The following is a 24349-nucleotide window of genomic DNA, read 5'->3' on the forward strand; positions in this document are numbered from 1 at the left end:
GGCATTGATCAGGCCGCCGGCTTGCAGATTGGGAACGACGAGGCTTTGCCGGGCTTCGGCTTGTCGGCCATGACCAGGATGAAAGTCACCAGCTCTGCGGTGTTTTCCGGCGGAAGGGGCGCAAGAATGCGCACGCCGCGTTCGATCGCAGTGCACTGGTCAGGCTTGATCTCGCCGCTGACCATTTCGCTGACCATGGCCTCGACAAACGGCTGTACGGCGTTGTCCGGCAGGTTCTGCATCATGTCTGCCATCTTGGCGTCCTTCGAACCGCCAAGCTTGAGGAATGCGGATTTTGCGAGCGGCCAGTTCTGGTCCTTGCGCGCGGCATAGCGGTTCAGGAACTCGGTGCCGCGAGTGGCGAAGTAGCCGTTCGCGGACAAGTGCGGCTTGCAGCCCTTCATCGTGCCGTCGATGACCGAGGGCAGGGCGTAGCCGACCAGCGCGGTCACTTCGTTTTCACTGAGGCAGGGTGCCGTCGCAGTTGCCGCCTGGGCCATCTGGGCCTGCATGAGCGCTGCACCTGCAAGCGCGGCGAAAAGAACACGGGAAGAGACCATAACGTCTTTGCTCCTGCGGATCAGCGGGGGACGACCGTCGCCACCGCTTGTGCCGCGATACCTTCGCCCCGGCCGGTAAGGCCAAGGCGTTCCGTAGTCGTCGCCTTGACCGAGACCGCACCTGAGTCAATCCCGAGAATCCGGGCAAGGGCCTCGCGCATCGCGAACTTGTGCGGGCCAATCTTCGGGGCCTCGCAGATAATGGTGACATCCACGTTGCTGATCTCGTACCCGCCTTCCCGGACGAGATGTGCAGCGTGGGCGAGGAAGCGGTCGGACGATGCGCCCTTCCACTGCGGATCGGATGGCGGGAAGTGATCGCCGATATCGCCCATGGCGACGGCACCAAGCAGCGCATCGACCAGCGCGTGGATCGCAACGTCGGCGTCGGAATGGCCCGACAGACCCTTGCTGTGCGCGATCTTCACGCCGCACAGCCAGAGCTCTTCGCCCTCGACAAGGCGGTGCACGTCAAAGCCCATGCCGGTGCGGGGCAATCGGGTCATGTCCTGTTCCTCGAGGTCGGCGGCAAAAGTGATCTTGCGCAGCACTTCATCGCCATTGGCAAGAAGCACATTAATGCCCGCTGAGGCAGCAACCTGGGCATCGTCGCCCGCGTCGGGTTCGCCCGTCCACGCCCGGTGCGCGGCAAGGATTGCGGCGTAGTCGAAGGCTTGCGGAGTCTGGACGCGGAACAGCTCCTCGCGGTTGACCTTTTCGGCCATTGCGTCGTCGATGCCGCGGATCATGCTGTCGACGACCGGGAGCACCGGGATTGCCGCGAGGCCCCGGTCGAGAGCACCGAGCAGCGCGGCGATCACCGCCTGTGGCAGCGCGGGGCGGGCCGCGTCGTGGATCAGCACACGCGCAGGCGCATCATGCTCCAGCGCTTCCAGGGCAAGGCGGACGGAGTACTGCCGCGTTGCGCCGCCGTGGGTGAAGCGGATGCCAGGCAGGCCCGAGAGCGCCTGCGCGGCCTCGGCCTCGAACCCCTGCGGGATAGCCACGACAACAGGGGCAATGCCGGCCTCGACCAGTGCCTCGACCGAATGGCGCACGAGCGGCTTGCCGCGCCAGGCAACGAACTGCTTGGGCACTCTGCCGCCGGTGCGCAGCCCCTTGCCTGCGGCCACGACGACGGCGGCCACCGGCCCGGTGCGGGAGGGAAGGGGATCGCTCATTCGCGGCGCCTCTACCAGCGCTTGGGGGCCATGAGCAACCGTCTTGCCGTTTCACCTGTAATCGACTAAGCGCCTGCCTGTTTTTTAGGCAGATTTGATCCCGATGTCCGAAGCTCCCGTTCCGCCCGTGCTCAAGCCCATTCAGGTCGGCCCTGTCACGGTCGATTGCCCGGTCGTGCTTGCGCCGATGACCGGCGTTTCGGACCTGCCGTTCCGCACGATCGTGCGCCGGTTCGGCTCGGGCCTCAACGTGACCGAGATGATCGCCAGCCCGGCTGCCATCCGTGAGACGCGCCAGTCGATCCAGAAAGCGGCGTGGCACCCGATGGAGGAGCCGGTTTCGATGCAACTGGTCGGCTGCGATCCGGCGCAGATGGCCGAGGCAGCCAAGCTGGTCGAGCAGCAGGGCGCGGCGATCATCGACATCAACATGGGCTGCCCGGTGCGCAAGGTGGTAAACGGCGATGCCGGTTCTGCCCTGATGCGCGACATTCCGCTCGCCACGCGCCTGATCGAGGCGACGGTCAAGGCGGTTAAGGTGCCGGTGACCGTGAAGATGCGCATGGGTTGGTGCCATGACAGCCTCAACGCGCCGGAACTCGCGCGGATTGCCGAAGATATCGGTGCCAAGATGATCACGGTCCATGGCCGCACGCGCAATCAGATGTACAAGGGCAATGCCGACTGGGGCTTCGTGCGCAGCGTGAAGGACGCGGTATCGATTCCGGTCATCGTCAATGGCGATATCTGCGCGATCGAGGACGTTGCCGCCGCAGTGGAACAGAGCGGTGCCGATGGGGTGATGATCGGTCGTGGCTCCTATGGGCGGCCGTGGCTGCTCGGTCAGGTCATGCATTGGCTCGAAACGGGCGAGCGCCTGGCCGATCCGACCCTGCCCGAACAGTACGCGCTGATCGTCGAACATTATGAGGCGATGCAGGAGCATTACGGCACGGTCACCGGGGTCAACATGGCCCGCAAGCATATCGGGTGGTACACCAAGGGCCTCCACGGTTCGGCCGATTTCCGCAACAAGGTCAACTTCATCGACGACCCCAAGGCGGTGCTCGCCAACCTTGCCGATTTCTATAAGCGCGCGATCGAGCACAGCCTCTCGGCGCAAGTGGGGCAGCGCGCGGCGGCATGAGCTTGCTGCCCGACTGGCGCAGGACCGAGCCCGGGCAGAAGCCGGATCCCAAGCGCGTCGTCGCCAGCCTGCCGCTGGCGCTGCTGCAGCTTGATCCGGAACTGGTGGTGGCCTCGGTCAATCCGGCGGCCGAGCAGTTGATGGGCCAGAGCTATAGGCGGCTGGTGGGCAAGTCCGTGGCTGAACTGTTCGAGTTCGAGGAACCGCTGATCCTCGGGCGACTGGCAGATGGCGAGGCCAACCTGTTCGCACGCGGGGTAGGCGTGCGGATCATGGGGCAACCGGTCCGGACGTTCGACGTGATGACAAGCCCGGTAACCCACTGCCCGGGCTGGCAATTGCTGATGCTGCACGAAGGCGTGGGCGTCGAGGCGCTCACCGGCGACGGGCGAGGGGCTGGCGGTGGCGAGGGCGTTGCCCTGCGCGCGCCGGAGGTGCTGGCGCACGAGATCAAGAACCCGCTGGCCGGCATCCGTGGCGCGGCGCAACTGCTCGACCGCAAGCTGAGCGAGCGGGACCGGGCAATGACCGGGCTGATCACGGCTGAGGTCGACCGTATCGCCAAGCTGATCGACCAGATGCAGTCGCTCTCCCGCCGCAGTGCCGAGCCGGCGCAGGAGTGCAACCTGCATGAGGCAGTGCGCCGCGCCGAGGCGGTGCTGGTTGCGGGGCACCCCTCGAACGTGGTGATCGAAGAGGAGTTCGACCCTTCGCTGCCGCCGGTGACAGCCAATGCGGATTCGCTGGTACAGGTCCTGCTCAACCTGCTGAGCAACGCGCGGGAAGCCTGCCAGCAACAGTTGCAGCCACGCATTTCGGTGCGTACGCGCTTTGCCAGCGGTATCCAGCTGCATGTCGGGCCGGGCGGAAAGCCATTGCGCCTGCCGATCGAACTGCGCGTGTCCGACAATGGTCCGGGCATCGACCCCAAGCTGCGCGATCACATCTTCGAGCCGTTCGTGACCGGCAAGAAGAGCGGGCAGGGCCTTGGCCTTGCGCTGGTACAGAAGCTGGTGCGCGAGATGAACGGGCGCATCACGCATGACCGGGACGAGGCCAATGGCCTGACCCATTTCCGTATACACCTCCCCGTTGCCGGATCGGTGCCCTGATGACCAAGCGCGTTCTTCTGGTCGAGGACGATGCTTCGATCGCCCTCGTCATCACTGCTGCCCTTGAAGCCGAAGGCTTCGACGTGGATCACTGCGATTCGGTGGCCGGGCGTGACCGGCATCTTGCGGGCGCCGACTACCGCCTGTTGCTGACCGACGTGATGCTGACCGACGGCGACGGGATCGAGACGCTGGCATCGGTACGCGATGCGCATCCCTCGATGCCGATCATCATTCTTTCGGCACAGAACACGCTGGATACGGCCGTGCGTGCCAGCGAGACCGGGGCGTTCGAATACTTCCCCAAGCCATTCGACCTCGAGGAACTTGTCCGCACGGTCACGCAGGCCATCGGCAAGGCCGAGGCCGCCGAGATCGACGTGCCGCAGGACGTGACGCAGGGGCTGCCGCTGGTTGGCCGCAGCGCTGCAATGCAGGCGGTCTACCGCATGATCACGCGCGTCCTGCGCAACGATCTGACAGTGCTGATCCTGGGCGAATCCGGCACTGGCAAGGAGCTGGTGGCAGAAGCGATCCACCAGCTCGGCAACCGCCGGGCAGGACCGTTCATCGCCGTCAATACTGCTGCCATCCCCGCCGAGCTGATCGAGAGCGAGCTGTTCGGCCACGAGAAGGGCGCGTTCACCGGCGCCGTCGCTCGTTCGATCGGCAAGTTCGAACAGGCAAGCGGCGGCACCTTGTTCCTCGACGAAATCGGCGACATGCCCATGCAGGCCCAGACGCGCCTGCTGCGCGCGTTGCAGTCGGGACGGATCCGGCGCGTTGGCGGGCGTGACGAGATCACGCTGGATTGCCGGATCGTCGCCGCCACGAACCGCGATCTCCTGCCGATGATCGCCGCAGGCACGTTCCGCGAGGATCTCTACTACCGCCTTGCCGTCGTGCCGATCGAACTGCCGCCCTTGCGCGAACGGGCCGACGACATCGAAGCGCTGGCCCGCCACTTCCTCGCCAATGCCGCCGCCGAAGGCTTGCCACGCCGCCAATTGACCCAGTCCGGCGCCGAGCTGCTTTCGCGCCAGCCGTGGCGGGGCAACGTGCGCGAACTGCGCAATTTCATCTACCGGCTCGCCCTGCTCGCCCGTGATGAGATCATCGACGCCACGGCGATCGAACCCCTGCTGGTCCACGCGGAAGGCGGCTCTGCAACCCAGGAGCTGCAGGACACGACCGGCTCTGCACCAGGTGACCTCGCCTCGGCCGTCGAGCACTGGCTTTCGAGCAACAGCCCGGCACCGGGAGACGTCTATGACGCAGCGCTTGCAGCGTTCGAACGCCCCCTGTTCGCGGCGATCCTCAGCCAGACTGGTGGCAACCAGCTGCGCGCCGCACAGATCCTCGGCATAAATCGCAATACGTTGCGAAAGCGGCTTTCGGAGCTGGCCATCACCGCAGAGGACTTTGCCCTACGTGACTGACGGTAGGTGACGCTTGTCGCCTGCGGCCAGACACTCGTCGGTTTCCTCTTGCATTTCTGCAACAGTGGTGTTGTGACCATGCAACGATGACGCAGGAGCCAAGAGTCACGGTCCGCAGGATGCCGCGTTGGGTACGGCGAATGGCCGTCGGCCTGCGTCGGGCAAACGTGTTCTTCCTGCTCGAAGTTGCCGCCTCTACGGTCCTGGCGTTGATGCTGGCAGTTAGCTGGCTGACAGTCACCAGCAGCGGCAGCGAAGGCCAGATCCTGCCTTCGCGCCTCACATCGAGTCTGCTGATCGGAACGCTTGTTCCCGCAATGGCCCTGCAGATCCTGTGGGGCCGACGGCTTGCGATCAGACGCGCAGCACAAAGCGTGCTCGGCTCGAGCGGACGCTTGCACGTCCGGCTGGTCTGGTTGTTCTCGTTGATCGCGGCAATTCCGACTCTGCTGGTCGTGATCTTTGCCTCGTTCCTGTTCCAGTCCGGCGTGGAATTCTGGTTCTCGGACAATTCCCGCGGCATGCTGGAAAATGCGAACAAGCTGGCGCGGGGGTATTACGAGGACAAGTTGCGCGACGTCGGCAACGAGACGGTCACCATGGCCGGGGACATCCGTGACTACCTGGACCAGGCGCCGATCACCTCGACCGAATTTGCCGAAGGCTACTCCTTTCAGGTTCTCAGCCGCCAGCTCAACGAATCCGCCATTCTCGAACGCGCAGGCGACGGCACGCTTCGCACGGCCGCGATTGTCGATCCCGAAAAGACCGACCGCCAGCAGCGCGTCACGCAGGCAGACCTGAAACGGCTCGATGCCGGCGAGGCAGTGGTCGTGCGCGCATCGGCAGAACGGATCGAAGCGGTAACGCCCATCGACAAGGGCCGAGGCATCTATCTCTTCGCCGCGCGGACTTCGAACGCACTCGCGCTTCAGCAATGGGAGCGAGCGCAGACCGTGCTCAAATCCTATGACATGCTGACGACCCGGGCGAGGGCGCTGCAATTGCGCTTCAATCTCGCCCTGTTCGGCGTCAGCCTCGCGCTGGTTGGCGTAGCCGTCTGGGCGGCCTTGCGCTTTGCCGACAGGCAGGTGGCGCCACTCGCCGAACTCGTATCCGCCGCCCGCACGATCGGCAGCGGAAACTTTTCGATGCGCGTGGCCCAGAACAGCGGGACCGACGAGGTTGGCCTTCTGGCGCGTGCGTTCAACCGCATGACCCAGCAGCTGGAAGGTCAGACCCAGGCACTCGTTACCGCAAACGCGCAGCTCGAGGTGCGCCGCGCGTTCATCGAGGCGGTTCTTGAATCGATCACCGCGGGCATCGTGTCGATCGGGCGGGATGGCGCAGTTCAGTTGATTAACTCGTCCGCACAGCGCGTGCTTCTTGCAGACGCGGCGCATAACCCCATCGGCCGCCCTCTCGCGGATGTTTCGCCGGTTTTCGCGCAGCTGGTGACCTCGGGTCAGCCCAACAACGTCATCCAGTATCCGCTCGGCGGTGATCTGCGCACGCTGGCGGTGCGCGTCGTGCAGGACAGCAACGGGCATGTCATCACGTTCGAGGACATTACCCGGCAACTGCTCGACCAGCGCCGCGCCGCATGGTCGGACGTTGCCCGAAGAATTGCGCATGAGATCAAGAACCCGCTGACCCCGATCCAGCTGGCCACCGAACGGCTGCGTCGCCGCTATGGCCGCCAGATCGAGAACGATCCCGAACTGTTCGAAGAATTGACCAGCACCATCATCAGGCAGGTGGGCGATTTGCGGAAGATGGTGGACGAGTTTTCCTCATTTGCCCGGCTTCCCAAGCCGGTTTTCCGGGCCGAGGACGCCAGCGATCTCGTTCGGCAATCGCTATTCCTGCAGGAAGTGGCGCATACGGGAATCGACTTCAGCTTTGCCTGCGATGCTGCATCCATGCCCTTGCAGTGCGACCGCCATCAGTTCGGCCAGGTGATGACCAATGTGCTGAAGAACGCGGTCGAAGCTATTGAAACGCGGGCAAAGGGCGAGGAAGTCGACTATCGCGGGCGCATTGCGGTAACCTTGGCGGGAGACCACGACACGGTCACGGTAAGCGTCACCGACAATGGCATCGGTCTGCCGGCTGAGCGCGAGCGCATTCTCGAACCCTATATGACCACGCGGGAAAAGGGCACGGGCCTGGGCCTGGCCATCGTTCACAAGATCGTCGAGGAGCACGGCGGCGAGATGGCCTTCACCCCCGAACCCGGCGGAGGGACGCGCGTGACCATGCGCTTTGCCCGCGACCCGCTTTCCACTTCAAGCGCAATGGCCGAACAGGACTGACAGGACCCAAGCAATGGCACTCGATATCCTCATCGTAGACGACGAACGCGACATCCGCGAACTGGTCGCAGGCGTTCTCTCCGACGAAGGCTATGGCTGCCGGCTTGCGGCTGACAGCACTTCAGCCCTCGCCGCGATCGACGAGCGCCGTCCGAGCCTCGTTTTGCTGGACGTCTGGCTCCATGGCAGCCCGATGGACGGGCTGGAAGTCCTCGACGAAATCAAGAAGCGCGAGCCGGAACTGCCGGTCATCATCTTCTCAGGCCACGGCAACATCGACACCGCGGTTTCCGCGATCAGCCGCGGGGCCATGGATTTCCTCGAAAAGCCCTTTGAGGCAGAGCGTCTGTTGCTGTTGGTGGAACGGGCGACCGAGACCGAGCGCCTGCGCCGCGAGAATGCCCGCCTGCGCCAGGGATTTGCCATGGCCGAGGAGTTCACCGGCAACAGCTCGGCGATCAACCAGGTCCGCGCGACGCTCAAGCGCGTGGCCAATACCGGCAGCCGCCTGCTGATCACTGGCCCGGCCGGTTCCGGCAAGGAAGTTGCGGCGCGCCTGCTTCATTCATGGAGCCCGCGCGCGCAGAGCCCGTTCATCACGGTAAATTCAGCCCGCATCACGCCCGAGCGCTTCGAACAGGAGCTGTTCGGCGAGGAGATCGACGGCAAACTGGTGAGGGCGGGGCTGCTCGAGATGGCGGACGGGGGGACGCTGTTCCTCGACGAAGTGTCCGACATGCCCGCGTCGAGCCAGGCGCGAATCCTGCGCGTGTTGACCGAGCAGTCCTTTGCCCGCGTTGGCGGCCATCGCCAGTTGCGCGTGGACGTTCGCGTGGTCTCGTCCTCGTCGCGCCCGCTGGAAAAAGAAATCGCCGAACGCCGCTTCCGCGAAGATCTCTATTACCGGCTCAACGTGGTTCCGGTGGCGATCCCGTCGCTGACCGACCGGCGCGACGATATCCCGCCGCTGGTCGATCACTTCTTTGCCCGCTACGCCAGCGAGCAGGGCGTGGCGCCGCCTGCAATCTCGCCCGAGGCGATGGCGGCCCTGCAAAGCTATGACTGGCCCGGCAACGTGCGCCAGTTGCGCAATGTGGTCGAGCGGACGGTGATTCTGGCACCGCGTGACCGATTGGCGCGGATTGACTCCGACATGCTGCCGTCGGAGATCGTCAGCACTCCGATGGGCGGAGATTCCGCAGGTTCTGCCCTGATGGGCGTGCCGCTGCGCGAGGCGCGCGAGAACTTCGAGCGCGAGTATCTGAAGGTCCAGATCAGGCGGTTTTCCGGCAACATTTCAAAGACTGCAAGCTTCATCGGCATGGAACGCTCGGCCCTGCATCGAAAGCTCAAGCTGCTCGGCATGGCGGAACGGCGCGAGGATGAAGACGAGGATTGATCGCAAAAGATATTGAATTGGCGCCTGTGAATACGCATTAATTCGGAACCCTGTGCAAATTCCCATGTTTACGGAACGTGCGGGGGGACTTAAACTCGTCAATGAACCCGGCCGGAGTGTGATCCGCACGAAGGCCAGATCGCGAAAGCCCCCGCAGGGCTGAGCCAATAGAAAACGGAGTCACGTGAAATGACCGGAAAGACCTTGTCTGCCCGCCCTCGGCCCAAGCCCGAACCCGCTCCCGTTGTGGAGACTTCGGCGCCCGTAACCGGCCCGAGCGGTGGCAAGGGGCAGAACCTTCAGGACCTTTTCCTCAACCACCTACGCAAGAACAAGATTCCCGTCACGATGTTCCTCGTGAAGGGTGTCAAGCTGCAGGGCATCGTCACGTGGTTCGACAACTTCTCGATTCTGCTGCGCCGCGATGGCCAGTCGCAGCTGGTCTACAAGCACGCGATCTCGACGATCATGCCCGGGCAGCAGCTTTCGGTTGCGCACTTCCAGACAGGTGGTGAGGAAAACGGCAAGAAGGCCCGCCTGCTGCAGGAAGTGTTCCTGTCCAGCGTGCGCGATTCCGGCGTGCAGGTGACTATGTTCCTGGTGAACGGCGTCATGCTGCAGGGCAAGGTCGCGTCTTATGATCTCTTCTGCATGCTGCTCGAGCGCGAAGGCTACGTCCAGCTCGCCTACAAGCATGCCGTTTCGACAATTCAGCCTGCCGGTCATGTTGATCTCACCGGCGACTGGGATGGTGAGGATTCCTGAGTACTTTTGAATTTGGCAACAACACCGGCGAGATTGCCGGTGAAGTCACCCGTGGCGCGCGCGCCGTTGTCGTCCTCCCCGATATCAAGCAGCGGGGAGGGGGACTTGGTACCGATGCGGAAAGCCGCCTTGAAGAAGGGCAGGGCCTCGCTCGTGCCATCGGCATCGAAGTGGTCGATGCCTTCATCCTGCCGATCCGTGCCGTCCGTCCTGCGACCCTGTTCGGTGAAGGGCAGGTCGAACGCATCGGCGTGGCCTGCAACCTGTCAGACGCCGAGCTGGTCATCGTTGACGGTTCGCTTTCGGCGATCCAGCAGCGCAACCTCGAGGAAAAGCTCAAGCGCAAGGTCATCGACCGGACGGGCCTGATCCTCGAAATCTTTGGCGAGCGTGCGGCAACCGCCGAAGGCCGGCTGCAGGTCGAGCTGGCGCATCTCGATTACCAGGCGGGGCGGCTCGTGCGGTCATGGACCCACCTTGAGCGTCAGCGCGGTGGCTTCGGATTCCTGGGGGGGCCGGGTGAAACCCAGATCGAGGCGGACCGTCGCCAGATCCGCGGGCGCATGGCGCGGCTGCGCAAGGAGCTCGAACAGGTGCGGCGCACGCGCGGGCTCCATCGCGAGCGGCGCCAGCGCGCACCTTGGCCAGTGATTGCGCTGGTCGGCTACACCAACGCCGGGAAGTCCACGCTGTTCAACCGCCTGACCGGCGCTGACGTCATGGCGGAAGACCTCCTGTTCGCTACGCTTGACCCCACGATGCGGGCAATTCGTTTGCCGGGCGTCGAGAAGGCCATCCTTTCGGACACCGTGGGTTTCATTTCCGAACTGCCAACGCAGCTTGTGGCGGCTTTCCGCGCAACGCTTGAGGAAGTCACTGCGGCGGACGTTATTGTGCATGTGCGCGACGTGTCCAATCCGGCAACGGCGGATCAGAAGGCGGAGGTCGAGCAGATCCTCGCCGATCTTGATGTGATCGGGGAAGGGGGCTCGAAAATTCCCATCGTCGAGGCATGGAACAAATGGGACCTGCTCACCGATGAAGAGCAAGCTATGCGGCAGGACCTGATCTCGGCGCGGATTGCCGAGGTTCCGGTGGTGCCCATTTCCGCGCTGACTGGTGCGGGCGTCGAAGCCCTGCTTGAGCAACTCGGCCAGATGCTGACGGGCGGAGCGCAGACGCTGGAGTTCACCATTCCGCTGTCGGATGGACAGCGTCTGGCTTGGCTCCACGCCCATGGTGATATCCAGGACGAAGCCGAGGCGGAGACTGCCGAAGGCGAGCCGGCGCTGCGCATCAGGGTGCGATTGACCCAGCGTGAACTAGGCCGTTTCACCGCGCTCTGAGGCTTTTACGGACTGCCAGAGTTCTTCTTGCTGGTCGAGGGTCAGCTGCGCAAAGCGGCCCTCGGCCAGTTGCTCCATGCCCCTGAAGCGCCGCTCGAACTTGGCGTTCGCCTGGCGCAGCGCTTCCTCGGGTGCGACGCCATGCTTGCGCGCGAGGTTGACCGCAGCGAAAAGTAGGTCACCGGCTTCCGCAACGCGCTCTGCGTCTGAGGATGCATCGGCAAGTTCCTGTATTTCCTCATAAACCTTGGCGGCCGCGCCGGAGGGATCGGGCCAGTCGAAGCCTTGCCTGACAGCCCGCTTTTGCAGCTTTTCAGCCCGCATGAGTGCTGGAAGCGCCAGTGCAACGCCGTCCATGGCGCTGGTCGCACCCTTTGACGAACGTTCAGCGGCCTTGGCGCTTTCCCAGCGATCCTCACGCGATTGACCTTCGTCGCTTTCATCTCCGAAGACATGGGGATGCCGCGCTTCCATCTTTGCCGAAATCGCAGCGGCAACGTCGTCAAACGAGAACAGGCCGAGTTCTTCGGCCATCCGCGCGTGAAACACGACCTGGAGCAGCAGGTCGCCAAGTTCTTCCTTCAATCCAGCCATGTCGCCGCGGGCAATGGCGTCATCGACTTCGTAAGCTTCCTCAATCGTGTACGGTGCGATCGTTGCGAAAGTCTGCGCGCAATCCCATTCGCAACCGCGCGCAGGATCACGCAGGCGCGCCATGATGGCGAGGAGCCGCGAGAGATTGGGCGTGGAAGCTGCGCTCATGGTCATTTCCCGGTTATGTTGACTTGGGTTGGGACGGCGGCCGACCCGTCAGATCAGATTTGATAATAATGATTATGTAAATACCGATACCATAACTGTCCATGTAAACTGTGTCCAGTGTGATGGCGAAAGGCTTGCAGTCACGGGGGTCTTTCAACAGTATCAGCGACCGTGTCCACTCCGTTCGCTACGACGCCCTGGCAGGCTGCGCGCATCGAAATGCCCGGCGGTCGCCGGTCGTGGACGGTATTGGATGATGACGGCGATGTCGTCGAGTGCCTTCGTCACTGGATCGTCCATCTCGAACAGACCCATGCGTCACCAAACACGATCCGCGCTTATGTTCGCCACGTTGTGGACTTCGCTAGCTTCCTCGGCGCAAACGGCGCCGGCATCCATGAAGCCACGGTTGCGCTGTATGACAGCTTCCTTGCCTGGCGGCTTGCCCGCCGAAAGGATGCGCTGCCAAGTCCTCGGCTGATCCTGCTACGCAAGCAGGAAACGCGGATTCTGGCACCATCGACGCGCAACCAGATCCAGCTCGCGGTCAAATCGTTCTACCGCTTTTACAACGGCACTGACGACTTCGCGGTCGATACGACCGAGGTCACAAAGGCCTATGACGGCCACCGGATCTACAAGCCGTTCCTTGAGCATATCAGCCAGCGACGGACGACACGGCGCAAAGACCGTTATCTCTCGGGCGATCCCGGCCGGGTCCAGCAGCAGGTGCTCAAGAAGCGGCTGACGCCGAGCGAGGTTCTGCGGCTGATCGAGGCCTGCGGGCTCGCGCGCGACGCCTTCCTGGTCGTGCTGCTCTACAACACCGGCCTTAGGATCGGTGAAGCGCTGGGCCTGCGCCATGTCGATATCGATCTCGCCGAAAAGGTCATCTGGGTCGTTCCGCGCGAAGACAATGCCAATGAGGCCCGTGCGAAATCGGGCCGGACGCGCGGTGTGCCGGTGCACGACTACGTGCTCAACATGTACGTCGATTACATCACCAGCGACGAATATCTGCCAGCCTTCGAGTCCGGCGCCGAGTACGTCTTCACCAATGTCAAAGCCGGCGTCATCGGGCACGCCATGAGCCTGTCCTACGCGCAGAAGCTCGCGGGCCTGCTGGAGCAGCGCACCCATATCGCCTTCAGCTGGCACATGTTCCGCCACAGCCATGCATCCGAGGCGATCGCGGCGGGATACAGCCTGCTCGAAGTGGCCGACCGGCTCGGGCATGCCAGCCCGCAAACGACAGCGGCGTTCTATCAGCACCTGTTCGCCTCGGAAATCCGCAGGCTTTACCTCACAGGACCCGACGAGGTGCATGAAAGGCTTGAGAAACTTCGCGAGGCTGAGCTGCTCGGAAAGGATCTGCGATGGGCCTGACGCCGCTGGCGCTCGTCGGCGGCACGCCGCACGATACCGATCGCTACAACAACTGGCTTGAGGGGCGCCTCGCGGAGATATCCCCCCTCCTCGTCGCCAATCCCATTTGGTCGGACGCCATGATGGGTGAGGTGTTCGGCCATCCCTGGCTGAGCCAGACATACGCAAGCTTGCCGCTTCAGGCTGCGGTTCCGGTACTCACCAACGAGATCAAGGCTTACCTGGCGGTATCCGTTCTCGACGATCGCAAGGCGGACGCCCACTGGTTCCAGCGCCGGATCCCGGTGATCCGCTATCTGGTAGAGGAAGGCGCGGACCTGCTTGGTCACTTTGAGGCGGGCTGCCTTGCCGACATCCCTCACCCCGGCTTCGCGCCATCAGATGACGAGGGTGCGCGCAAACGGAACCACCACAACGATGCAGTGCTGGAGTGCTACGCCGCCTGGTATGGCGCGAATTATGGACGGCGCAGGCAAAGCCAGACCCGCCAGTGGATCCGGGGCGGCAAGATCGTCACCAGCGAGTTCCGCTCACCGGAAGTGCAGCTGTTCGGTGATATCCATCGCTTCGCGATCATCAACCGGGCGCAGATGGCACCGATGCATGACCGCGACATCATCCTGCTCAACGATCTCTACAGCGAGGAGGACACACGCTTCCGCGATCGGCAACGGCGAAGCGACACCTATATCAACTTCCTGAACTTCGAGCCGTGGCTGCGCCCGCTGATGCGCGGCTTCCTGCTCGACAAGGTCGCACATGGGGAATTTGCGCCAAGAACGGTGATCGCGATGCGATCTCGGTTACGGCTGTTTGCGCAGTTCCTCCACGAAGAATCCGTCGCTGGTCCTGCGAAGATCAACGAACTAACGATGGAGCGCTATCTTGCATGGGGAAACGCGCGCAATGCCGCCGGCAAGAACTGGTACACCGACATCGTCCAACTGATGCGGGCAGCACCGGTGCTACTGCCGGGGGAATGGCCGCGGATCGCGCTCGACAAGCGCGCGGCGCGGCGCATCCGTTACAAGCAGGCACCGGATGACCCGCGCAACCGGCTCTACGCTTCGCGAGAGGGCGCCAACCGGGCGGCGCCTCCTGAGGCCTTGGCCGCGATGATGGCCAGGCTCGATGAACTGCCTGCCCCTATCCCGGTAATCTTCATGATCGGGATCACCACCGGTGCGCGAGCCGAAGACCTGCATGCCTTGCTCTTCGACTGCCTGCGGCCCGATCCGCACGACAAGCGGTTCATGCTGTTCACGTTCTGGCAGAACAAGGTCAGCCGCTGGAACACCAAGCCCTTGCTGGCGACCGATCCCGCGCACCGGGCCATGATCGAGTTGATCGAAGCCCAGCAGGATCGCGTCCGGCAGCGTTACGGGCGCGCCACGAAATACCTGTTCCCCGTCTTTTACGGCAAGCGGGAATCGTTCCTCGGCTACAACTGGACCTTGCAGGAGCTCAGGATGCTGTGCCTCAGGCACGGGATCGTCGATGGCGAAGGCAAGCCGTTCGACTTCTCATGGCATCCGTTGCGCCACCATCGAGGGACACAAATGGCGGCCGAAGGCCACGACATCCTGAGCATCATGTTCGAGCTCGGCCATGCCTCGCCGGATATGGCGTCGATGTACGTCAACAAGCGTCTCGATCTCAAGAAGAACGCCTTGCTGCGAAAGGGTGGCGGCCAGTTCTTCACAATCGCGGGCAAGGTCGACGAAGCGGTCGGCGATCTCCTGCTGCGCAAGGAAACCATGCTGGCCACGCGGGTCTGCGGCGGCGCCTGCACGCTGCCAGGGCAACTCGGCGAATGGTGCGAGCACGCCCACGCCTGCCTGACCTGCCGGTTCTTCCGCGCCGATGGCGGCGACGTGGAGCACTTCCGCTGTGAACGGGCCGGACTTTACGCCGCGATCGAAGGGCTCGAGCAGGAAGCGCAGAACTACGAGGAAGGCGGACAGACCCGCATGGCCGACATCACGCGCAAGCGCCTGCAACGCAATAAGGATGCGGTCCACAACACCGACACCATCATCCGCTCCATCGAGGAGCACGGCCTCTACAAGGGTGAAAAGCAGCGCTACAGGCCGGCCACTGCTCGAGAGGAAGCGACGTCATGACCATGGGACCGGATCTGCGGATCGCAACACTCAACGATGCCCGCAGCCGTCGTAGCGCAGAGAAGCGCGCTGCAGTCGAGGATGCGATCATGCGGCTGCGCGACACCAGGCAGGCTGTGACGTTCGTCTCGGTGGCACGTGAAGCAAAGGTCAGCCGCCAGTACCTCTACAACAACTTCGCCGACGAGATCGGCGAGGAACGCGTCGAAACCCGCGCGGAAACCGAGGTGATAGACGGCAAGAAGGTCCCGCTGCGAACGCCCGAGGAATATCGGCACATCGAAGCGGCACTCCGCAACAAGATCGAGCGCCTTGAGACCGAGCTCCGGGATGCCCGTGCCGAAAGGGCTAAGGCGGACCGAACGGCCGAGCGTGAGCGCGGTAAGGCGGAACACTGGCGTCAGCTCTACACGGCTGTCCTAGCTCGCGTATCACCGGGACAGTCGCCCGAGCCGCTGCCCTCCTCTGAAGACTGAACCGTCACGCTGCGATCGGGTTACGATCAAGCGAGTAGGAAGTGAGCCGCCTACGGCGTCTTGCACTTCCAACTCCCTTGATCGTCCAAATTATGAGCGAAACACAATGGACAGGTTTATCGCCTGCAAACCATTGAAACTAGGACACAAGACACGAATTGGTGTTGATATATGTTAACTAAGGCTGCACTGGGTTGTGTCGTCACCACCTCAACACGGTAAATATCAGAGCCCCCACGATAAAGAGAAAGGCCCATAATGCCGCCATCCTCAGCCCGTCGGACAGTCCGATCTCACGGCCTTTGAAATTAGCAATGGCCAGGACCAGCGCCATGGATATGCCGATGATGCGCACTGTATCGTAACTGTCCATGCCGCACCGCCTTAGAGGTTTACTTCGAGCCCGTCGTAAGCAGGTTCGACGTGGTCAGGCGTTTCGGCACACAGTGTCCGGTAATCCATCGACTTGTCGAGATGTGTCAGGATGCCATGTCCGGCTCTGGTCGCTTCGATCAGTTCCAGAGCCATGCCGAGATGCGAATGCGTCGGATGCGGTTGCCGCCTCAGGCAATCGACGACCAGAATGTCGACCTTGTAGAACAGGTCGATCATCTCGCTGGTAATCTCGCTGAAGTCCGTGGCGTAACCGATTGTTTTGCCTGCCTGATCGAAGCGAAAGGCCGTAGATTGCGCCGGACCGTGCGGCATTTGGCAGTGTCCAATACCAATGCCGCTCAACATGCGAACCCGGTCAAGGTTATCGAGTTCGACAATGGTGTGATAGCCGTGCTGCCCGGCAAACACGTAACCGAAGCGCTGGCGCAGGCGGCGGACAGTCTCGCTTGCCGCATAGCCCGGAATGGGGCCGCCGCGACCGTAACGCAGCGGTCTGAGGTCATCGATACCGTGGCAGTGGTCGGCGTGGTCGTGGGTCCATAGCACGCCGTCAACGCGATCTATGCCGCAAGTCAGGAACTGCTGCCGCAGGTCGGTCGGCGTGTCGACCAGCAAGCGGCTACCGTCGTCGCCCTCGACGATGATGGCGACGCGAGTGCGCCGGTTTCTCGGCTCGTTCGGATCGCATTCGCCCCAATCGTTGCCGATGCGCGGCACGCCCGTCGATGTGCCGGACCCGAGGATCGTCAGCTTCACAGGCTGGCCTTGCTGAAAAGCTTGAAGAAGTTGGCACCGGTGCGATCCGCTAGGGCTTCCTGTGACGTGCCGCGCAGGCCGGCAACGAATGCGCATGTGTCGGAGACGAATGCCGGCTCGCAGGTCTTGCCCCGGTGCGGCACTGGCGCAAGGAACGGCGCATCGGTTTCGACCAGAACGCGATCTTCAGGCAGGTTGGCTGCAATCGCCTGCAAGTCCTTGGCATTCTTGAAAGTTACGATACCGGAAAGCGAGATCGACAGACCAAGTTCCAGCATTCTGGCGGCAAATGGCGCGGATGCGGTGAAGCAGTGGATCAGGGCGGGGAAGGCCCCCTTCCCCATTTCTTCCTCGATGATCCGCGTCGTGTCGTCCTCGGCATCGCGCGTGTGGATGATCAGTGGCAGGCCGGTTTCTCGGGACACGCGAATGTGGACCCGGAACAGGTCCTGCTGAACTTGCCGGTCCGAATGGTCGTAATAGTAGTCGAGCCCGGTCTCGCCGATACCGATCACGCGCGGGTGCGCAGCGGCTTCCAGAAGCGCGGCCTCGCCCAGATCGGCATGACCATCGGCCTCGTGCGGATGGATGCCGATACTGGCCCAGACATCGCTCTCACGCTCGGCCGTGGCGACGATGTCGGCCCATTCGCGCTGGCGGGTCGAGATGTTGAGAAATCCGCGCACGCCCGTCTCGCGCGCGCGCCCGAGAACCTCGGCCTGATCTTCGACCAGGCCCTTGTAGTTGAGATGGCAGTGTGAATCGATCAGCATCATGCCGAGGCAGGCTCTTCGGGCAATTCAAGGCGCGGGAACGCCGGCACCGGTTGTGCGAGCTTTTCACCTGTGGCTACGCGCGCCACGTACCAATCTGCGTCGGTCAGCGCTGCAAATCCACGAGCGTCACCGGGCACGCCAAGCTGGTCGAGGACCTTGGCAGCAGCGGCCGGGACGACCGGCGCAATCGCGATTGTGAGATCCCTGATGGCCATGAACAGGGTAAGCAGCACCGCCTTCATTCGTTCCGGATCGGTCTTGCGCAGAGCCCAAGGCGCTTGCTCGTCCACGTAGGCATTGCAGGCGAAGACGGCGCGCATCCACGCATCGATACCGGTCGAGAAGTTCAGCGCTTCGAATTCGCGCGGCAGTTCTTCGCGGCAGGCGGTGAACACTGTCGCGAGCAGGGCATCGTCTGCTTGGGCGCTCGCAAACTTTTCAAGCGTGCCGTCCATATTCTTGAAAATCATGGAAAGTGTGCGTTGCACGAGGTTGCCGTAGCTGTTGGCCAGTTCGGCGTTGCAACGCGTGACGATCGCTTCTGGTGAGTATGATCCGTCCTGCCCGAAGGCCACTTCGCGCATCAGGAAATAGCGCAGCGGATCGACGCCGAAACGCTCTGCCAGTTCGAGCGGATCGGTCACGTTGCCAAGCGACTTGGATTCCTTCTGCCCGCGATTGAGCAGGAAGCCATGGCCGAAGACCTGCCTGGGCAGGGCGATGTTCGCGCTCATCAGGAAAGCCGGCCAGTAGACCGTGTGAAACCGGACGATGTCCTTGCCGATCAGGTGGAGGTTTGCCGGCCAATACCTTGCGAAGTCGCCCGATTCCTCGGGGAAACCGAGGCCGGTGATGTAGTTGGTCAACGCATCAACCCATACGTACATGACGTGGCCGTCGCTGCCCGGCACCTTCACGCCCCAGTCGAAGCTGGTGCGCGAGACCGATAGATCGCGCAGGCCGCCTTCCACGAAGCGCATGACTTCGTTGCGACGGCTGTCCGGTTGGATGAACTGCGGGTTCTCGTTGTAGAGCTTCAGCAGCGGCTCGGCATACCTGGACAAGCGGAAGAACCAGGATTCCTCGACCGTCCATTCGACCGGTGTTCCCTGCGGCGAGAGCTTCTCGCCCCCTTCCCCTGCGACCAGTTCGCTCTCGTCGTAGAAAGCTTCGTCGCGGACCGAGTACCAGCCTTCGTAGCGATCAAGATAGAGATCGCCGCTGGCTTCCATGCGCCGCCACAAATCTTGCACGGAAGCGTGGTGGCGCTCTTCCGTGGTCCGGATAAAGACGTCATACGAAACGTTGAGTTCGTCACACATCTTGATGAAATGTGAAGACATTTCGTCAGAAAGCTCACGCGGCGTCACGCCCAGATCACGGGCCTTCTGCGCCATCTTCAGGCCGTGCTCGTCGGTGCCCGTCTGGAAGCGCACGTCACGCCCCATCGCCCGCTGGAAACGCGCGATGACGTCAGCGGCAATCGCTTCGTAAGCGTGGCCGATGTGCGGCTTGCCGTTGGGGTAGGAAATGGCGGTGGTGATGTAGAAGGGTTCGCCCATCGGGCCGGTCGCTTTCTCAAAAGGAATCTGAAAGGCTTATCGCGCGCCTTCCCTAGTCGGCGCGGCCGATGCCAGCAAGGAGCCGATTTCCATGGTAAGCATTGCCGGATCGAAGTTGTAGATTGGTGCTTCCCCGGCCAGCCTGACCAGACGCGCATGCGTTTCGACAAGGCGCACCTTCGCGGCATCGTCTGCGTGATCGAGCGCGCCGACGACGGTCATCCGCGCGGCCTCGATCGCAGCGGCAATCCGCTCACGATCGGGCCTTGTGCCCAAAGCACCTGCAAGCGCGCCCCGCAGCGAAAGGTCAGGATCGCCCTGTTCGACGATCCGCGCGAACAACGCCTGCGCCTTGCCCAGGTCCTGCGCGGCAAAGGCCAGTGCCGCACCGGGTGAGCCCCCCGCGACCGCCAGCGCACCTTTGCGGGTTTCAGCATCAAGCTCTGGCGCAGCGTCGTCCAGGGCACGGGCTACTTCGACCGGCGAAAGGGGATGGAACCGCACGACCGTGCAGCGCGACCGCACAGTTGGCAAAAGCCGTCCGAGCGCATGGACAACAAGCAGGAAGAAGGTGCCAACCGGCGGCTCTTCAAGGCTCTTGAGCAAGGCGTTGACGGCGCTCTTCTCGAGCAAGTCTGCCGAATCGATGATGACCGCGCGCCTGCGTCCCAGCGTCGGCCGGGTAGTCAGCCTGCGTTGCAGGCCGCGCACCTGATCAACCGAGATACTGCGTTTCAACTGGTAGGGCTTGCCCTCATCGCGCTTCTTGGCTTCGTCGTCGTTGGCCGGAAGCGGGGCAAGAGTCAGGATGTCGGGATGCGCTTCAACCGGCGGTTGCGGCACTCCGGGTTCGGCAACAAGCTCTGCAGCCGCTGCGCGCGCGAAGTTTGCCTTGCCGAGGCCCTCGCGCCCGGCGAGGATCCAGCCATGGTGCATACGTTCGCCGGAAATGGCCGCGCGCCAGATACGCCAAGGTCCGTCATGCCCGATCATGCGCTCGCTCATGGGAGCAAGCCTGCAAGCCGGGCCATGATCCGTGAATGGACGTCTGCGGGCGATCCCACGGCATCGATCTCGGCGAAGCGGTTCGGCGCCTGCGCGGCGAAGCTGCGGAACGCCTCGGCCACGCGTGCATGATAGGCCGCGCCGCGGCTTTCGATACGGTCGCCGACACCGCCATCGCGCATGGCGAGGCGCTGCGCCGACACCTCAGGCGGCACGGTGAGCAGGACGGTCAGGTCCGGCAACAGGCCCTCGCTGCCGATGCGGTGAAGGTCGAGAACTTCCGCGTCTGAAAGCCCGCCGCCTCCGCCCTGATAAGCGCGGCTGCTGTCGACGAAGCGGTCGCAGATCACCCACGCTCCGCGCGCGATGGCCGGGCGGATGAGCTTCTCGACGTGATCCGCGCGGGCGGCGGCAAAGAGGAGAGCCTCGGCGCGGGCGCCCCACCCCTCCCCTTCGGTGCTGAGCAGCATTGCGCGGATGGCCTCGGCGCCCGGCGTCCCTCCAGGCTCTCGCGTCGTCACGACCTCAAGCCCCCGGGCGCGCAAGGCATCGGCCAGCATGCGTCCTTGCGTCGATTTGCCGACGCCTTCGCCGCCTTCAAGGGCAATGAACTGTCCCGGCAGCCCGGTCACAGCCCAACCAGTCCCAGCGCACCATTACGCAGCCGCGCCAGCACGCCGCCGCGTGGCACATCCGATCCGGCAACAAGCGGCAGCACGTGCACCGCCTCGCCCGGTACGCGCACCAGCAGGCTGGCGACAGTCTCGCCTTTGCGGATCGGAGCCTTCAGAGGCCCCTTGTAGCGCACCGAGAGCGTGTAGTTACTCGTGGTCCCCTTGGGCATGGTCAGGCTGAGATCGTGCGGGGCGACCAGCGTGACCTCTCGTGCCTCCCCGCCCTGGACCACCGCCGTGCCAACATTGGCGCCGCGGCGATAGAGCGCCTTGGCGTCCCACGCTGCAAAGCCCCATTCGATGAAGGCGCGCGATTGGTTGGTGCGGTCAATCGGACGGTCATACCCTCCAAGCACCATCACCAGACGGCGCCCCTGACGCTGGGCGGAACCAACGAAGCCATAGCCCGCCTCGTTGGTGAAACCGGTCTTGACCCCGTCCGCCCCTTCGGTGTGGCCGTAGAGCGGATTGTGGTTGGGCTGCGTGATCCCGTTCCAGGTCATCTGGGAATGACCGTAGAAGCGACGATAGAGATCGGGAAAGCGCGTCATCAACGCGCCGCTCAGGGTGGCAAGATCGGCGGCGGTCACATAAGTCTCGCCTTCGTCCATCCAGCCATTGGGGGTGTTGAAGTGGCTGTCGCGCATGCCAAGTTCGGCTGCGGCTGCGTTCATCAGCGCTGTAAATGCCGGGACCGATCCCGTCGCGCCTTCTGCCAGGACGACACAGGCATCATTGGCCGAGACCGTAACGATGCCCTCGATCAGTTCGGCAACGGTCGGCTGTGCCTCGGCGGGCAGGAACATCGTGCTGCCAACGTTGCGCCACTTGCGGAATGTTTCCGGGCGGATCAGAATGCGCTGGTCGAGACGCAGTTTGCCCTTCGAAATCAGATCGAAAGCGACATAGCTGGTCATGATCTTGGTGATCGATGCCGGCACGAAGCGCCGGTGCGGATCACGGGCATAGAGCACGCGGCCAGAACCGACATCGAGCATCAGGGCGATCGGCGCATCGATCCGCGGCATTGTGGCAAGAGGATCGAGACTGACCGGTTTTGGGGCCGCCTTGGGGGCAGCGGCCTGCGCAGGCAAGCCCGCCAGCACCATCGACAAGCCAACCGTTACAACCTTCAAGCGCAAGTGCATTCCCCGGACTCTGCCGGTCGTCCCTGCGCCCGGGATCAAGGCGCGGTCACGACCCTTGCATCGGCATAGCCGCCCGCGCGAACCTTCGCCAGCGCCGCATCGGCTTGTCCACGATCCTTGTGCGGCCCTGTGCGTACGCGCCACAAGTTGCCGGTGGGAGAGGCCGCTCCGCCGGTGGCCTTGGCGGCCGCTTCGGCCCGGGCTTTCGTAGAATAGGCCCCGACCTGTATGTAATACGCCTTTGTCGGCCCGCGCGCCGCGATCTTCGGTGCCTCTTTGGGTGCCTCAGCTTTCGGTGCGGGTTTGGCTGGCGCTTTTACTTCCTTCGAAGCCGGTACGGGTGCGGCGACGGCAGCCGGCCCGGTCGGCACGGAAGGCCCGGCTGTCACCGGGGGGACGGGTGCGATACCCAATTTGCGCTTCAAGGCCGCGAGCAGGCCGGAGGGTGTGTCCATCCGGGCCGGAGCCTGGCCACCGGTACGGAGCAAGGCGCGTTCTGCTTCGGGCGGATTGACGCGCCTGACACGCACCGGCAGACGGCTGCCTGGCGCGGCGCCCAGTTGCGACCATGCTCCTGCGGACAGCGCGACCAGATCGCTGCCGGTCATCGGCCCGCGTTCGGTCAGGCGAACGAGGATGGTCCGGCCGGTTTCGAGCGAAGTCACTTCGACATAGCTCGGCAAAGGCAGCGTGCGGTGCGCGCCGGACACGCCATCCCCGCCAGACATCTGGGCATAACCCACCGAATCGTAGTTCAGCGTGTCTGCCGGGGTGTAGGTCACACCTTCAACCTCGAAAGGCGCGCCCAACACCATCGGGTAGTCGCCCGCCGGCCCGGCCATCGAAGCACCTGAAGCCGTTGAAACACCGGCATTCGCGCTACCGCAGGCGGTCAGCAGCAGCGTGGCGACAAGCGCGAAACGGTTAACGGGATATCTCATCTGCAAGAAGTCCTACGGACAGGGCGTAAAAGTTCGAGCAGTTGTAATCGAGGATAACCCTATAATTTCCGGTTAGCAGATAGGCCGTCCGCCCGCGCCCATCGGGTTCGAGCAAGCTGGCCATGACATTGTCGGCGGGCCAGTTTCCGGCGCGGGGCACTATGCCGAGCGCGCGCCATTCAGCCATTGTCTTCCATCCGGTGTGCCGATCGAACACGCGCGGGCAGCGCGGGCTTTTCAACGTGGTGCCGAGGCTGGCGCGATCAAGCCCATCCGGCACGCTTACGGCAACGCCCCAAGGCTGGCCCGGGCGCCAACCGGCATCGCGAAAGTAGTTCGCAATCGAAGCGAGCGTATCGGTGCGGTTGTTCCAGATGTCGGCAAAACCATCGCCATCGCCGTCTTGCGCCACGCGGAGATAGACCGACGGCAGGAACTGCGGATTGCCGAAAGCGCCAGCCCAGCTGCCGACCAGCTTCGAACGCGGGACGCCGCGATCGACCATCTTCATCGCCGCGACGAATTCGTCGGCAAACAGCTCCCGCCGCCGTCCTTCGTAAGCGAGACTTGCCAGCGCACGCGGCAAATCGAAATTGCCGGTATAACCGCCGTAGTCGGTTTCATGCCCCCAGATTGCCATGAGGACCGGACCGGGGACGCCGTATTGTCGTTCGATCCCGCCGATCTGACCGGCCGCGGCGGCGTACTGTCGCCGCCCGCGCATGATGCGTGCCGAATCGACATGCTGCCGACGGTAAGGCTCAAACGCCGGTATGGTGCCCGAGGAAGATCCCGGCTGCGCACGGTCAAGCTGGATCACACGCTGGTTGAGAGTGAGCCCGGAAGTCATTGCCGCAATTGTCGATTCGCGCACACCTTCGGCGCGTCCGCGCGCGGCAAGAAGCTGCAGATACCCCTGAAAGCCTGCCTCTTCCTCATCGACCTGCCCGGCAGCAGGGCCTGCCGCAAGCAGCGCCATGGCAGCCACGCCAAACGCCCGGATCGCCTTCGCATTCTTCAGAAACATCATGAAACCGATGTCGCACGGAACACCATGGATGGGAATCCCCTTTGCGACCG

The 24349-nt window shown here is 63.4% G+C and carries 22 protein-coding genes; 10 read left to right on the forward strand and 12 right to left on the reverse strand.

The genetic code is table 11. The features are described 5' to 3' along the window. Positions 1 to 8 precede the first annotated feature (8 nt). Positions 9 to 560 (reverse strand): hypothetical protein, encoded by a 552-nt coding sequence (locus ACZ1JY_RS02845; RefSeq protein ID WP_465130294.1) that lies wholly within the window; start codon positions 558 to 560, stop codon positions 9 to 11. Between the two features lie 20 nt (positions 561 to 580). Next, positions 581 to 1741, reverse strand: coding sequence for a bifunctional 2-C-methyl-D-erythritol 4-phosphate cytidylyltransferase/2-C-methyl-D-erythritol 2,4-cyclodiphosphate synthase (locus ACZ1JY_RS02850; RefSeq protein WP_465130295.1), 1161 nt, complete (start codon positions 1739 to 1741; stop codon positions 581 to 583). A 103-nt stretch (positions 1742 to 1844) separates the two neighbouring features. On the opposite strand from ACZ1JY_RS02850, the gene dusB reads away from it, so the two are divergent. The 7 genes from dusB (at position 1845) to hflX (ending at position 11264) form a co-directional block, all read left to right on the forward strand. Beyond that, entirely contained in the window at positions 1845 to 2888 is a 1044-nt protein-coding gene (dusB, locus tag ACZ1JY_RS02855) for a tRNA dihydrouridine synthase DusB (protein ID WP_118073911.1), read from the forward strand. Then, entirely contained in the window at positions 2885 to 4000 is a 1116-nt protein-coding gene (locus ACZ1JY_RS02860) for a two-component system sensor histidine kinase NtrB (RefSeq protein WP_465130296.1), read from the forward strand. The genes dusB and ACZ1JY_RS02860 overlap by 4 nt, the downstream gene beginning before the upstream one ends. Beyond that, positions 4000 to 5439, forward strand: a complete 1440-nt coding sequence (locus tag ACZ1JY_RS02865) for a sigma 54-interacting transcriptional regulator (RefSeq protein ID WP_465130297.1) — start codon at positions 4000 to 4002, stop codon at positions 5437 to 5439. Before ACZ1JY_RS02860 ends, ACZ1JY_RS02865 begins: the two co-directional genes overlap by 1 nt. Positions 5440 to 5579: 140 nt before the next feature. Next, positions 5580 to 7754 (forward strand): sensor histidine kinase, encoded by a 2175-nt coding sequence (locus ACZ1JY_RS02870; RefSeq protein WP_168903329.1) that lies wholly within the window; start codon positions 5580 to 5582, stop codon positions 7752 to 7754. Between the two features lie 13 nt (positions 7755 to 7767). Continuing rightward, positions 7768 to 9153: a nitrogen assimilation response regulator NtrX gene (gene ntrX, locus ACZ1JY_RS02875; RefSeq protein WP_168903330.1), complete on the forward strand. Its 1386-nt coding sequence runs from the start codon at positions 7768 to 7770 to the stop codon at positions 9151 to 9153. A 189-nt stretch (positions 9154 to 9342) separates the two neighbouring features. After that, on the forward strand, positions 9343 to 9918 hold the full coding sequence (hfq, locus tag ACZ1JY_RS02880) for an RNA chaperone Hfq (protein ID WP_205525184.1): 576 nt from the start codon (positions 9343 to 9345) through the stop codon (positions 9916 to 9918). After that, on the forward strand, positions 9915 to 11264 hold the full coding sequence (hflX, locus tag ACZ1JY_RS02885; RefSeq protein ID WP_465130940.1) for a GTPase HflX: 1350 nt from the start codon (positions 9915 to 9917) through the stop codon (positions 11262 to 11264). The genes hfq and hflX overlap by 4 nt, the downstream gene beginning before the upstream one ends. Here hflX and mazG read toward each other — a convergent pair. Continuing rightward, the gene (gene mazG, locus ACZ1JY_RS02890; protein ID WP_465130298.1) at positions 11241 to 12026 is read right to left on the reverse strand and encodes a nucleoside triphosphate pyrophosphohydrolase; all 786 of its coding nucleotides are present in this window, start codon (positions 12024 to 12026) and stop codon (positions 11241 to 11243) included. The genes hflX and mazG overlap by 24 nt on opposite strands. A 171-nt stretch (positions 12027 to 12197) precedes the next feature. Here mazG and ACZ1JY_RS02895 point away from each other — a divergent pair, with 171 nt between their 5' ends. The 3 genes from ACZ1JY_RS02895 to ACZ1JY_RS02905 are packed head-to-tail and all read left to right on the forward strand — an operon-like array spanning position 12198 to position 16011. After that, a complete protein-coding gene (locus ACZ1JY_RS02895) occupies positions 12198 to 13412 on the forward strand; it encodes a tyrosine-type recombinase/integrase (protein ID WP_010890944.1) in 1215 nt (404 codons plus the stop codon). Further along, entirely contained in the window at positions 13403 to 15535 is a 2133-nt protein-coding gene (locus tag ACZ1JY_RS02900) for a tyrosine-type recombinase/integrase (protein ID WP_010890943.1), read from the forward strand. The genes ACZ1JY_RS02895 and ACZ1JY_RS02900 overlap by 10 nt, the downstream gene beginning before the upstream one ends. Beyond that, the gene (locus tag ACZ1JY_RS02905) at positions 15532 to 16011 is read left to right on the forward strand and encodes a hypothetical protein (RefSeq protein ID WP_011445585.1); all 480 of its coding nucleotides are present in this window, start codon (positions 15532 to 15534) and stop codon (positions 16009 to 16011) included. The genes ACZ1JY_RS02900 and ACZ1JY_RS02905 overlap by 4 nt, the downstream gene beginning before the upstream one ends. 202 nt (positions 16012 to 16213) lie before the next feature. Here ACZ1JY_RS02905 and ACZ1JY_RS02910 read toward each other — a convergent pair whose 3' ends face one another. Genes ACZ1JY_RS02910 through ACZ1JY_RS02950 form a run of 9 tightly spaced genes read right to left on the reverse strand, consistent with a single transcriptional unit; the run spans position 16214 to position 24296 of the window. Beyond that, the gene (locus ACZ1JY_RS02910) at positions 16214 to 16384 is read right to left on the reverse strand and encodes a hypothetical protein (RefSeq protein ID WP_162896055.1); all 171 of its coding nucleotides are present in this window, start codon (positions 16382 to 16384) and stop codon (positions 16214 to 16216) included. Positions 16385 to 16395: 11 nt separating this feature from the next. Further along, complete coding sequence (locus tag ACZ1JY_RS02915) at positions 16396 to 17163, reverse strand: MBL fold metallo-hydrolase (protein WP_465130299.1); 768 nt, start codon at positions 17161 to 17163, stop codon at positions 16396 to 16398. After that, positions 17160 to 17936 carry a TatD family hydrolase gene (locus ACZ1JY_RS02920; RefSeq protein WP_465130300.1) on the reverse strand — a complete coding sequence of 259 codons (777 nt, stop codon included), beginning with the start codon at positions 17934 to 17936 and terminating at the stop codon, positions 17160 to 17162. Before ACZ1JY_RS02920 ends, ACZ1JY_RS02915 begins: the two co-directional genes overlap by 4 nt. Further along, positions 17936 to 19501, reverse strand: a complete 1566-nt coding sequence (gene metG, locus ACZ1JY_RS02925) for a methionine--tRNA ligase (protein WP_465130301.1) — start codon at positions 19499 to 19501, stop codon at positions 17936 to 17938. Before metG ends, ACZ1JY_RS02920 begins: the two co-directional genes overlap by 1 nt. A 36-nt stretch (positions 19502 to 19537) precedes the next feature. Next, complete coding sequence (locus tag ACZ1JY_RS02930) at positions 19538 to 20506, reverse strand: DNA polymerase III subunit delta' (protein WP_465130302.1); 969 nt, start codon at positions 20504 to 20506, stop codon at positions 19538 to 19540. Next, positions 20503 to 21138, reverse strand: a complete 636-nt coding sequence (gene tmk, locus ACZ1JY_RS02935; protein WP_465130303.1) for a dTMP kinase — start codon at positions 21136 to 21138, stop codon at positions 20503 to 20505. The genes ACZ1JY_RS02930 and tmk overlap by 4 nt, the downstream gene beginning before the upstream one ends. Next, positions 21135 to 22328: a D-alanyl-D-alanine carboxypeptidase family protein gene (locus ACZ1JY_RS02940; protein ID WP_465130304.1), complete on the reverse strand. Its 1194-nt coding sequence runs from the start codon at positions 22326 to 22328 to the stop codon at positions 21135 to 21137. The genes tmk and ACZ1JY_RS02940 overlap by 4 nt, the downstream gene beginning before the upstream one ends. Before the next feature lie 35 nt (positions 22329 to 22363). Next, positions 22364 to 23269: an SPOR domain-containing protein gene (locus ACZ1JY_RS02945; RefSeq protein WP_465130305.1), complete on the reverse strand. Its 906-nt coding sequence runs from the start codon at positions 23267 to 23269 to the stop codon at positions 22364 to 22366. After that, positions 23253 to 24296 (reverse strand): lytic murein transglycosylase, encoded by a 1044-nt coding sequence (locus tag ACZ1JY_RS02950; RefSeq protein ID WP_465130941.1) that lies wholly within the window; start codon positions 24294 to 24296, stop codon positions 23253 to 23255. The genes ACZ1JY_RS02945 and ACZ1JY_RS02950 overlap by 17 nt, the downstream gene beginning before the upstream one ends. Positions 24297 to 24349 lie beyond the last annotated feature (53 nt).

This window comes from Novosphingobium sp. BL-A-41-Hi4B-X5A, assembly GCF_055521705.1.

Excerpts from the sequence above, each read along its gene's own strand:
- ACZ1JY_RS02865 (WP_465130297.1), top strand. The coding sequence starts at position 4,000 with ATGACCAAGCGCGTTCTTCTGGTCGAGGACGATGCTTCGATCGCCCTC.
- ACZ1JY_RS02905 (WP_011445585.1), top strand. The coding sequence starts at position 15,532 with ATGACCATGGGACCGGATCTGCGGATCGCAACACTCAACGATGCCCGC.
- ACZ1JY_RS02950 (WP_465130941.1), bottom strand. The coding sequence starts at position 24,296 with ATGTTTCTGAAGAATGCGAAGGCGATCCGGGCGTTTGGCGTGGCTGCC.
- ACZ1JY_RS02940 (WP_465130304.1), bottom strand. The coding sequence starts at position 22,328 with ATGCACTTGCGCTTGAAGGTTGTAACGGTTGGCTTGTCGATGGTGCTG.
- ACZ1JY_RS02870 (WP_168903329.1), top strand. The coding sequence starts at position 5,580 with ATGGCCGTCGGCCTGCGTCGGGCAAACGTGTTCTTCCTGCTCGAAGTT.
- ACZ1JY_RS02910 (WP_162896055.1), bottom strand. The coding sequence starts at position 16,384 with ATGGACAGTTACGATACAGTGCGCATCATCGGCATATCCATGGCGCTG.
- hfq (WP_205525184.1), top strand. The coding sequence starts at position 9,343 with ATGACCGGAAAGACCTTGTCTGCCCGCCCTCGGCCCAAGCCCGAACCC.
- ACZ1JY_RS02930 (WP_465130302.1), bottom strand. The coding sequence starts at position 20,506 with ATGAGCGAGCGCATGATCGGGCATGACGGACCTTGGCGTATCTGGCGC.
- ntrX (WP_168903330.1), top strand. The coding sequence starts at position 7,768 with ATGGCACTCGATATCCTCATCGTAGACGACGAACGCGACATCCGCGAA.
- metG (WP_465130301.1), bottom strand. The coding sequence starts at position 19,501 with ATGGGCGAACCCTTCTACATCACCACCGCCATTTCCTACCCCAACGGC.
- dusB (WP_118073911.1), top strand. The coding sequence starts at position 1,845 with ATGTCCGAAGCTCCCGTTCCGCCCGTGCTCAAGCCCATTCAGGTCGGC.
- ACZ1JY_RS02845 (WP_465130294.1), bottom strand. The coding sequence starts at position 560 with ATGGTCTCTTCCCGTGTTCTTTTCGCCGCGCTTGCAGGTGCAGCGCTC.
- ACZ1JY_RS02850 (WP_465130295.1), bottom strand. The coding sequence starts at position 1,741 with ATGAGCGATCCCCTTCCCTCCCGCACCGGGCCGGTGGCCGCCGTCGTC.
- ACZ1JY_RS02900 (WP_010890943.1), top strand. The coding sequence starts at position 13,403 with ATGGGCCTGACGCCGCTGGCGCTCGTCGGCGGCACGCCGCACGATACC.
- mazG (WP_465130298.1), bottom strand. The coding sequence starts at position 12,026 with ATGAGCGCAGCTTCCACGCCCAATCTCTCGCGGCTCCTCGCCATCATG.
- ACZ1JY_RS02920 (WP_465130300.1), bottom strand. The coding sequence starts at position 17,936 with ATGCTGATCGATTCACACTGCCATCTCAACTACAAGGGCCTGGTCGAA.
- ACZ1JY_RS02860 (WP_465130296.1), top strand. The coding sequence starts at position 2,885 with ATGAGCTTGCTGCCCGACTGGCGCAGGACCGAGCCCGGGCAGAAGCCG.
- ACZ1JY_RS02945 (WP_465130305.1), bottom strand. The coding sequence starts at position 23,269 with ATGAGATATCCCGTTAACCGTTTCGCGCTTGTCGCCACGCTGCTGCTG.